The 9,716-nt window shown below is 65.5% G+C and carries 9 protein-coding genes and 1 pseudogene; 5 read left to right on the forward strand and 5 right to left on the reverse strand.

Annotated features, from left to right (window positions below; genetic code table 11):
- Together AC1D00_RS12775 and AC1D00_RS12780 are read right to left on the reverse strand one after the other, a co-directional pair.
- Positions 1-561 (reverse strand): annotated as a pseudogene (locus AC1D00_RS12775) (bifunctional aminoglycoside phosphotransferase/ATP-binding protein); the annotation flags it as partial.
- A 25-nt stretch (positions 562-586) separates the two neighbouring features.
- On the reverse strand, positions 587-1,570 hold the full coding sequence (locus tag AC1D00_RS12780; RefSeq protein WP_477010918.1) for a zinc-dependent alcohol dehydrogenase family protein: 984 nt from the start codon (positions 1,568-1,570) through the stop codon (positions 587-589).
- A gap of 175 nt (positions 1,571-1,745) precedes the next feature.
- On the opposite strand from AC1D00_RS12780, the gene AC1D00_RS12785 reads away from it, so the two are divergent.
- On the forward strand, positions 1,746-2,585 hold the full coding sequence (locus AC1D00_RS12785) for a universal stress protein (RefSeq protein ID WP_477010919.1): 840 nt from the start codon (positions 1,746-1,748) through the stop codon (positions 2,583-2,585).
- Positions 2,586-2,655: 70 nt separating this feature from the next.
- Positions 2,656-5,349, forward strand: coding sequence for a bifunctional acetate--CoA ligase family protein/GNAT family N-acetyltransferase (locus tag AC1D00_RS12790; RefSeq protein WP_477010920.1), 2,694 nt, complete (start codon positions 2,656-2,658; stop codon positions 5,347-5,349).
- 9 nt (positions 5,350-5,358) lie between these two features.
- Here the strand turns inward: AC1D00_RS12790 and AC1D00_RS12795 are convergent, their stop codons facing one another.
- Both AC1D00_RS12795 and AC1D00_RS12800 read right to left on the reverse strand, forming a co-directional pair.
- Positions 5,359-5,847, reverse strand: coding sequence for a phage holin family protein (locus tag AC1D00_RS12795; protein WP_477010921.1), 489 nt, complete (start codon positions 5,845-5,847; stop codon positions 5,359-5,361).
- Positions 5,848-6,123 carry a hypothetical protein gene (locus AC1D00_RS12800; protein ID WP_477010922.1) on the reverse strand — a complete coding sequence of 92 codons (276 nt, stop codon included), beginning with the start codon at positions 6,121-6,123 and terminating at the stop codon, positions 5,848-5,850.
- Positions 6,124-6,297: 174 nt separating this feature from the next.
- Between AC1D00_RS12800 and AC1D00_RS12805 the strand changes: the two genes are divergently transcribed.
- From AC1D00_RS12805 to AC1D00_RS12815, 3 genes are read left to right on the forward strand one after another with little or no spacing between them, the layout of a single operon-like run.
- Positions 6,298-7,434, forward strand: a complete 1,137-nt coding sequence (locus tag AC1D00_RS12805) for an ABC transporter permease (protein WP_477010923.1) — start codon at positions 6,298-6,300, stop codon at positions 7,432-7,434.
- 2 nt (positions 7,435-7,436) lie between these two features.
- A complete protein-coding gene (locus AC1D00_RS12810) occupies positions 7,437-8,216 on the forward strand; it encodes an ABC transporter ATP-binding protein (RefSeq protein WP_477010924.1) in 780 nt (259 codons plus the stop codon).
- 3 nt (positions 8,217-8,219) lie between these two features.
- On the forward strand, positions 8,220-9,323 hold the full coding sequence (locus tag AC1D00_RS12815; RefSeq protein ID WP_477010925.1) for an ABC-type transport auxiliary lipoprotein family protein: 1,104 nt from the start codon (positions 8,220-8,222) through the stop codon (positions 9,321-9,323).
- 6 nt (positions 9,324-9,329) lie between these two features.
- Here the strand turns inward: AC1D00_RS12815 and AC1D00_RS12820 are convergent, their stop codons facing one another.
- Entirely contained in the window at positions 9,330-9,647 is a 318-nt protein-coding gene (locus tag AC1D00_RS12820; RefSeq protein ID WP_477010926.1) for a c-type cytochrome, read from the reverse strand.
- Positions 9,648-9,716: the final 69 nt, after the last annotated feature.

A 9,716-nucleotide genomic window follows, 5' to 3' on the forward strand; every position in this document is an offset into this window, starting at 1 on the left:
TGGTTGCCCTTCCGCAGGCCGTTGCTGTTTCCATCGACGAGGCCGGGGATGGTTGCCCTTCCGCAGGCCGTTGCTGTTTCCATCGACGAGGCCGGGGATGGAGGCAACCCATGCCTTGCCGTCGGCGCGAGGTGCTATCGCATGCGACGCCACGACGGCATCGGCGGCAGCCGAGGCCAGGTTTGCATCCAGCGGGCCAGCCTTCGCCAGATGATCCAGCGTCCGGCTTTCGTCGAAGCGGGACATGTCGACCGCATACTCGACCGGCCGGCCGCGGCCGTCGACCTTCAACGATCCGTCCGACTCTTCGGTGATCGCCACGACGCGGTGATAGATCTGCGGCGCCAGCGGCCGGTTGATCCTGATCTCCTCCTCGCAGGCCACCTTGCGCTTCTCGAGCGTCGAATAGTCGAGGAACGGAAAACGGACGGCTCGCTTGATCTTCAGCGCGCGGCTGCCGTCGAGAAAGACCGACGCGGCGTGCGTATCGATCCGTGTCACGCCGGGATGCGCGCAAAGCGCTGTGAAGATCCGTTCCTGGGCAGCCGTTTCGTCTGTCATCGAAGCTGGTATTTCCGGGATGCGGTCAGGGCCTGAGCACGGCGGCGCTAAGAATCTGTCCATTCCGCAGCATGTCCAGGACTTCATTGGCCTGATCGAGCGGGAATGCGGTCGTCTCGGTGCGCACGCCCGCCTGCGGAGCGATCCTGAGAAAATCGAGACCGTCCTGTCGGGTGAGATTGGCAACGGAGATCAGCTGTCGTTCCTGCCAGAGCAGGTCGTACGGAAAGCTCGGAATGTCGCTCATATGGATGCCGGCGCAGACCACGCGGCCACCCTTGCGAACGGCGCGCAACGCGGCCGGCACGAGCTCGCCGGCGGGAGCGTAGATGATGGCGGCGTCGAGCGGTGTGCCGGGCATTTCGTCCGAGGCGCCGGCCCAGACGGCGCCGAGCCGGCGGGCGAGGTCCTGTGYGGCCACGTCGCCGCGCCGGGTAAACGCGTGGACCGATCGACCCTGCCAGACCGCGACCTGCGCGATGATGTGGCCGGCGGCGCCGAAGCCGTAGATGCCGAGCCTCTCTGCCTGGCCGGCAAGGACCAGCGAACGCCAGCCGATCAGGCCCGCGCACAGCAGGGGGGCGATGGTCCCATCGTCGCCGGCTTCGCCGAGCGGAAAGGCGTAGCGCGCGTCGGCGACGGCGTGCGTTGCATAGCCGCCGTCGCGCGTATAGCCGGTGAAAAGCGGGCGGTCGCAGAGGTTCTCCATACCCTCCCGGCAAAACCGGCAGCTTCCGCAGGTGAACCCGAGCCAGGGAATGCCGACCCGGTCACCCCGCGCATGCGTTGCGACATTGGAGCCGATGAGATCGATGCGGCCGACGATTTCATGGCCGGGTACGATGGGATAGCGGATGTCGGGCAGTTCGGCGTCGACGACGTGAAGATCCGTTCGGCAGACACCGCAGGCGCTGACTCGCACCCGGATCTGACCTTCGCCGGGGATTGGATCGGGGYGCTCCTCCATCCGCAGCCGTGCCCGCGGGGCAGCCAACACCATCGCACGCATCAGTCTCTCCGGGGCGAACCGCTCCGATCGAACTATCCATAGAATGGCGCCGCGGGGCCAGTCCTTGACTTCCGTCAATGCCCGCCCTTGCCCGTCTGGACGGTTCCCCCTGGCTTGACGAGGATCAATGGTCTTGACGGAAGCCGGCCTATGCTGGCGGCCAAGGAGAATCCCGATGCCCCTGAAAGACGTTTTTCTGCCGCTTGTCGGCCAGCCGCGCGGACCGGCTCTCGCTGCGATCGAGAAATGCGTGGCCGTCGCCGCCGACCTCGGCGCCAGGATCACCGCGCTTGCGCTCGAGGAAGATGCTTTCGTGCGACCGAAAGTGCTGCTTCCCGATGCTCCCGATGCTGCCGAGGCAAAGGGGGCCTCTGGAGCGGCCGATATGCAGCATCTTCTGAATGCCTTTACCGATGCGGCGTCTCGCGCCAACATTCGGGCCCAAGGCCGGTCGGACAAGGTGCCGGCGGACCAGATTGCGTCGATCCTGGCTGAACATGCGCGTTTCAGCGATCTCACCCTGATCCCCGTGAAGCCGCATGACAGCCGAACGGAGCACATTATCGAGACGCTCCTGTTCGAATCCGGGCGACCGCTATTGCTGTGTCCGGAACAGCACGTGGACACGCTGCGACCGGAATTCGAGAACGTCATGATCGCCTGGGATCACTCCGCGCGCGCGGCGCGGGCGGTCGGCGACGCGCTGCCGATCCTTCAGGCTGCGGCCTCGGTCCGCGTCGTGACCGTGGCCGACGACAAGACCGACGCGATCGTGCAATCCGGAACCGCCCTCGTCGATCATTTGAGGGAACACGGTGTCCGTGCCTCGTTCGGAACGACGACGGGCGGCGGCAGCTCGATCGGAAAGGTGCTCGGAAGTTGGGCAAATTCCAATGCCATCAATGCGATCGTGATGGGCGCCTATCATCATTCGCGCCTGAACGAGATCGTCTGGGGTGGTGTGACAAAGACCGTCATTGGCCAGCCACCGTGCTGGGTTATGATCTCGCACTAGGCTCGCCGCCAGCTTTCCGGCCCGATCTTTCAACAATCGGAACCGCCACCGACGGGGCGCATTTGCTTTCATGTCAACCTATCGCCTGAGGAATCTGCTGTCGCCGCGTTCGGTTGCGCTTGTCGGAGCGAGCGCCCGTCCGGTTTCCGTGGGGCGCGCCGTTCTGGAGAACATTCGCAAGGCTGAATTCAAGGGACAGTTCGGCCTCGTCAATCCGCGCCATGCCGAGATCGGCGGCGTTGCCTCAGTGGCGAGCCTCGACAGGCTGGAATTCGTGCCCGAGCTCGTGGTCATCACCGCGCCGGCCCGGGAGGTTCCCGGCATCATCGACCAGGCCGGGCGGCGCGGTTCGGCGGGCGCGCTGATCGTCTCGGCCGGACTCGGTCACGGACCGGGATCGCTGCACGAGTCCGCGATCGCCGCAGCCCGCAAATACGGCATGCGGCTGATCGGACCGAACTGCCTCGGCGTCATGATGCCCGGCGTGAGCCTCAATGCCAGTTTTGCTGCGCACATGCCGGGAGCGGGAAATCTTGCGCTGATTTCGCAATCCGGCGCGATCGCCGCCGGCATGGTGGACTGGGCCGCGCAGCGCGGCGTCGGGTTCTCCGGCATCGTCTCGATCGGCGACCAGATCGACGTCGATATTGCCGACCTGCTCGACTATTTCGCGATGGATCACAAGACCCGTGCGATCCTGCTCTATATCGAAGCCATCAAGGACGCGCGTAAATTCATGTCGGCGGCACGCGCCGCGGCGCGCGTCAAGCCGGTCGTCGTGGTGAAGTCCGGCCGCATGGCGCAGGGTGCGAAGGCGGCCGCTACGCATACGGGCGCGCTTGCGGGCGCCGACGCCGTCTATGACGCGGCGTTCCGCCGCGCGGGCGTCCTACGGGTCTCCGACCTGCGCGAGCTGTTCGACTGCGCCGAGACGCTCGGCCGCGTCGAATCGCCGGCCGGAAAGCGCCTCGCCATTCTGACCAATGGCGGCGGCATCGGTGTCCTCGCCGTCGATCGACTGGTCGAGCTTGGCGGAATTCCCGCGTCCATCTCGGCGGATGCCCGCAAGAAACTCGACGGCGTGCTGCCGCCGACCTGGTCCGGCGCAAATCCCGTCGACATCGTGGGCGACGCCGATGCATCGCGCTACGCGGCCGCGCTCGAGGTGCTGCTCGCCGACCCCGACAATGACGCAGTTCTCGTCCTCAATGTGCAGACAGCGATCGCCTCGGCTTCCGACATCGCGACGACCGTGACGGAGCTCGTCGGCAAATACCGCGAGCAGCACCGCAGTTGGGCAAAGCCGGTGCTTGCCGCCTGGGTCGGGGCCGATCAGCCGATCATTCAGACGCTCTCTGGCGGGCGCATTCCGAACTATCCGACCGAGGACGATGCGGTGCGCGGTTTCATGCATCTGGTCCGGCATCGCGAAGTGGTCGAGGAGCTGAGCCAGGTTCCCCCCGCGATGCCCGACACGTTCGTGCCTGACGCCCGGGCCGCCAGGCAGATCGTGGCTGCAGCCATCGCCGATGACCGCAAATGGCTCGAGCCTGTCGAGATCAAGCGCTTGCTCGAAGCCTACGACATCGCGATGGTGCCGACCTATGCCGCAGCCGATGTCGAAGAAGCCGTGGCTTGCGCGAACGAGGTGTTCGCGCAAGGCGCCACCGTCGTGCTGAAGATCATGTCGCGCGACATCGTCCACAAATCAGATGTCGGCGGCGTCATGCTCAACCTGACGACGCCGGAGGCGGTGCGTGCGGCTGCCTCCGACATTCTCGCCCGGGCAAGGAAGCTGCGGCCCGAGGCCCGCATCGGCGGTGTCATCGTCCAGGCGATGGTGGTCAAGGCGAAGGCGCGCGAGCTGATCCTCGGTCTTGCCGACGATCCCACCTTCGGCACCGTCGTCGTCTTCGGCCGGGGCGGAACGGCGGTGGAGATCATCAATGACAGGGCGCTGGCGCTGCCGCCGCTCGATCTGCAACTCGCTCGCGACCTGATCGACCGCACGCGGGTCTCGCGGCTGCTGCGCGCCTACCGGGACGTGCCGGCCGTCAAGCAGGACGCCGTCGCGATGGTGCTGGTCAAGCTCGCCCAGATGGCGGCCGATATCCCTGAGATTCGCGAGTTCGACATCAACCCGCTGCTCGCGGACGAAACCGGCGTGACGGCAGTCGACGCCCGTGTCGCGGTGGGGCCGTCGCAGCGGAAATTCGCCGGCTCAGGCCCCGCCAATTTCGCCGTTCGCGCCTATCCGTCACAGTGGGAGCGCCGCCTCAAGCTCAAGGACGATTGGCGCATCTTCGTGCGGCCGTTGCGCCCCGAGGACGAGCCGACCATCCACGCGTTCCTGCGCCATGTGACGCCTCACGACCTTCGCCTGCGCTTCTTCGCGCCGATGAAGGAGTTCACCCACGAATTCATCGCGCGCCTGACCCAGCTCGACTACGCGCGCGCGATGGCTTTCATCGCATTCGACGAGGCGACCGGCGAGATGGTCGGCGTGGTCCGGCTCCATTCGGACTCGATCTACGAGAGCGGCGAATACGCGATCTTGCTGCGGTCCGATCTCAAGGGCAGGGGGCTTGGATGGGCCCTGATGCAACTGATCATCGACTACGCGAGATCCGAAGGGCTGAAGGCCATATCGGGCGACGTGCTTCAGGAGAACACCGTGATGCTCGAAATGTGCCGGCAGCTCGGTTTCGAGGTCAAGCCTGATCCGACCGAGCCCGATATCTGCGACGTCCGGCTGAAGCTCTGAGCGCGCCGGCTAGGTGGGGGGTTCAGCCGAATTTGCGGCGGCGGATGTCTTGGCAGTGGTTCGCAAAGACTTGACGATGATCGCGATCAGCGGCACCAGCACCGGCACGATCGTGCTCAGCGGATGATGCACCGCGCCCGACACCTGGGCCTGGAGCGCGCGCGCCTCGAGCTGAAGGGCCTCGATGGATGCGCCGTGAATCTCATTGGCGAGGTCGATGTCGCGGCCGGACGGCGCACGGCCGGCGATGACGAAGAGAACCGCCGCGATGGCAAAATTGACGGCGCCGAGGATGGCCGCCGCCGCAATGGCGCTCCAGATCTGGACCAGTGCGAAATAGGCCGACAGCTCCAGCATCAACAGCCCGAACGCGGCGATCAGTGCCGCAAAGGCGCGCAGGCCGAGACCCACCAGCAGATGGCGCAGCCTGATGTCTGCGATGATCCGGTCGGTCCGCCACAGCGCGCGCAGATGTCTGACGACGTTGTCGGTATTCACCTAGTGCCTCCTCAGCATGAAGCCGACGACCACGCCGAGTGCGAAGGCGGAGGCGAGCGATGTCATCGGGCGCTCCGCAATGAGGCCCTGAAGCTGTTCCTCCTCGTCGCAGACGGTTTCGCCGAGCTCGGCAAGCGCGGCCTTGATCTGATCGGCTAGAGCTTTGGCACGGTCCTTCGAACTCTCGAACATCTCCTCGCCCGCCGTGCTCAGCAGGCGGGTGACGTCCACCTTCAACGTCCGCAGTTCTTCGCTCATCCTGTCGCCGTCGAACATGGATTTGATGTCTCCTTTGAATGGAGCGAACCTAAGACCCGCCGGCGTGATCGCGCTTGATTTGCCTCAAGGGGTGGCCAGGGGCCTGCCCTTGAGACAGGTCAACCCGCCCGCCACATGCTGGCCTAGAACTGGCGGCTGAATGGGGACCGATTGTCCCGATGAGGTGAAAGCGTGAACTCCGAACCGCTGTTGCTGGCAACGCCGTCTGGCGATGTGCTGAAATTGCGCCCGGAAGGGTCCTGGACCGCGGCGAATGTGACGACGCTCGAGACTCTATCCCATTCGGTCGGAGCTGATGTCGATCGGTCGAGAGTTGTGACCCTGGACATGTCGGGCGTCAGCGCGCTGGATACGCTCGGCGCCTGGGTCCTGGAGAAGCTGTCGCGCAGAGTCGCATCGTCAGGCAGATCGGCCGAATTCGTCGGCCTCGCCGATCATTTCAGCGGCCTGATGGACGAGGTGCGTGAGGTCAACCGCCACACGCCGGCGCCGACGGCCAAGCCCAATGCGGTTCTGCTCAGCCTCGGCGATCTCGGCAAGGCCACGGTCGGTGCGCGCGAAGACATCACGATCTTCCTGCAAATGCTCGGGGCATTGTTCATGGCCATGATCGGTGTGCTGCGCCGGCCGCGGTCGCTGCGGCTGACGTCACTGGTCTATCAGCTCTACCGCATCGGGTGGCAGGCGATTCCCATCGTCGCGCTGATCACCTTCCTGATCGGTGCCATCATCGCCCAGCAGGGATTCTTCCATTTCCGCCGGTTCGGCGCGGAGTCCTACACCGTCGATATGGTCGGCATCCTCGTGCTGCGCGAGCTCGGAGTTCTGATCGTCGCAATCATGGTCGCCGGCCGGTCGGGTAGCGCCTACACCGCCGAGCTCGGTTCGATGAAAATGCGCGAGGAGATCGATGCGTTGTCGACCATGGGGCTCGATCCCGTCGACGTCCTGATCCTGCCGCGCGTTGCGGCGCTGGTCATCGCGCTGCCGATCCTCGCCTTCATCGGATCGATTGCCGCGCTCTACGGCGGCGGCCTGGTCGCGCAGTTCTATGGCGACATGGGGCCGGCGATCTACGTCGCACGGCTGCACGAGGCCGTTTCCGTCACCCATTTCGAGGTGGGGATCCTGAAGGCGCCGTTCATGGCGCTGGTGATCGGGATTGTCGCCTGCAGCGAGGGCTTGCGCGTCAAGGGCAGTGCCGAGTCGCTGGGACGGCAGACGACGACGTCGGTGGTGAAGTCGATCTTCCTGGTGATCATGCTCGACGGCCTGTTCGCGATCTTCTTTGCCTCGATCGGGATGTGACGATGGGAGAATCGCAGGAACAGTTCGCGATCCGCGTCCGTGACCTCATGGTCGGCTTCGGTCGCCAGACGGTGCTCGACCATCTCTCGCTCGACGTCCGCAAGGGCGAGATCCTCGGGCTGGTGGGGGCGTCCGGCGGCGGCAAGTCAGTCTTGATGCGCACCATCATTGGCCTCATCCCGCGCCGAAGCGGCGCCATCGAGGTCATGGGGCACGAGATCGGCGGCCCGCAGAACCGCGGAACACAAGGCACGGCCGCGACATGGGGCATCCTGTTCCAGCAGGGCGCGCTGTTCTCCTCGCTGACGGTCCGCCAGAACGTCCAGTTTCCGCTGCGCGAAAATCTCGTCCTGTCGCAGGAGCTGATGGACGAGATCGCGATCGCCAAGCTCGAAATGGTCGGGCTGCGGGCGCAGGACGCCGACAAATATCCCGCGGAGCTGTCTGGCGGCATGACCAAGCGCGTGGCGCTGGCGCGCGCGCTCGCGCTCGATCCGCCGATTCTGTTCCTGGACGAGCCGACCTCCGGCCTCGATCCGATCGCCGCCGGCGATTTCGACGCGCTGATCGGGACGCTGCAAAAGACCCTGGGGCTGACCGTGTTCATGGTCACCCATGACCTCGCGAGCCTCACGACGGTCTGCGACCGCGTCGCCGCGCTCGCCGACGGCAAGATCGTTGCGATTGGCCCGATGCGCGACCTGCTGCAATCCGAGCATCCCTGGGTGCGCGCCTATTTCCRCGGCAAGCGCTCGCAGATGCTGCAACACGAGATGAGATGAGACATGGAAACCCGCGCTCCCTACGTGCTGATCGGCACCTTCGTGCTGGCCGCGATCCTCGCGGTGTTCGGCTTCGTCTATTGGCTGAACAACACCGGCGGCATCGGGCCGCGCACGAACTACCAGGTGCAATTCCAGGGACCGGTACCGGGGCTCCTGGTCGGCGCCGGCGTGCTGTTCAACGGCATCCGCGTCGGCGAGGTGACCCAGCTCGGACTCGCGCCGGACAATCCACGCTTCGTCAATGCGACGATCTCCGTTGCTTCGGCCACGCCGGTGCGCACCGACACCAAGGTCGGGCTCGACTTCCAGGGGCTGACCGGCGTGCCGGTGGTGACGCTGGAGGGCGGCATGATCGTCGCCAAGTCCGGCGAGCCGCCGAGCTTGATCGCCGAGGTCGGCGCCGGCCAGAGCATGACGCAGGCGGCGCGCGATGCGCTGCGACGGGTGGATTCTGTGCTGGAGGACAATTCCGGACCGCTGAAGGACACCATCGCGAATTTCAAGACGTTCTCGGACGGGCTCGCGCGCAACACCGGCAAGCTCGACGGCATCCTGGCGGGTCTCGAGAAGATGACCGGCGGCGGCGCGCCCGCGCAGAAGGTCACCTATGACCTGCGCACGCCGCAGAATCTCGGACCGGCCGGCAAGACGCTTTCTGCGTCGCTGGCCATTCCCGAGCCGACCGCGGTCGCGATGCTCCAGACCCAGCGCATGCTGTTTGCGCCTAGCGGGGATAATCCAGGCTTTGCCGATTTCCTCTGGGCCGACAGCATTCCAAAGCTGGTGCAGGCCCGGCTGATCGACAGTTTCGAGAATTACGACATCGCCCATGCGCCGTTGCGCACGAGCGATCTCGGGCAGGCGGACTACCAGCTGCTGATCGACATCAGGCGCTTCCGGATTGCCACGGACGGCGAGACAAGGGTCGAGATCGGTCTGTCGGCGCGGATCGTCGACAAGAACGGCAAGGTGGTCGCGTCCCGCCTCGTCGAGACCAGCGAAAAGCTCGACAAGGTCGAACCGGCCGCTGCGGTCGCAGCGTTCGACGCGGCTTTTTCCCGTATCGCGAAGGAACTGATCGGCTGGAGCGTGCAGGCGGTGTGAGGCCGGCTATTCCAGCGTCTTCAGGTAGGACAGGAGGTCGTGGATCTGGTCCGGACTGAGCTCGAAGGCGGGCATATCGGCGTGGCCCGTGTAGATGCCTTCGGCCAGCGCCTCGCTAAGGGTGGCGATCGGATAATTCCGGTGCAGCGCGCGCAGCGGCGGGGCGACCTTGAGCGGGCTCTCGGAGACGCGGTCGATCGCGTGGCAGCGCGCGCAATTGGCCCGGGCAAAGGCCTTTCCGCGTTGTTCGGCGGTCGGAGCCGCCAGCGCAGGCGTGATCAGAAAGAGGCCAATCAGGCCCTGGCGGAGCGCGTGCTGAAACATGGAAGGGGGATCCCGTCGAACTCTCGGCGCAGAATAGAGAGAGGAGGCCCGCCAGGATTGATCTGGGTC

The sequence above is a fragment of the Bradyrhizobium sp. P2_E8 genome (assembly GCF_056403875.1).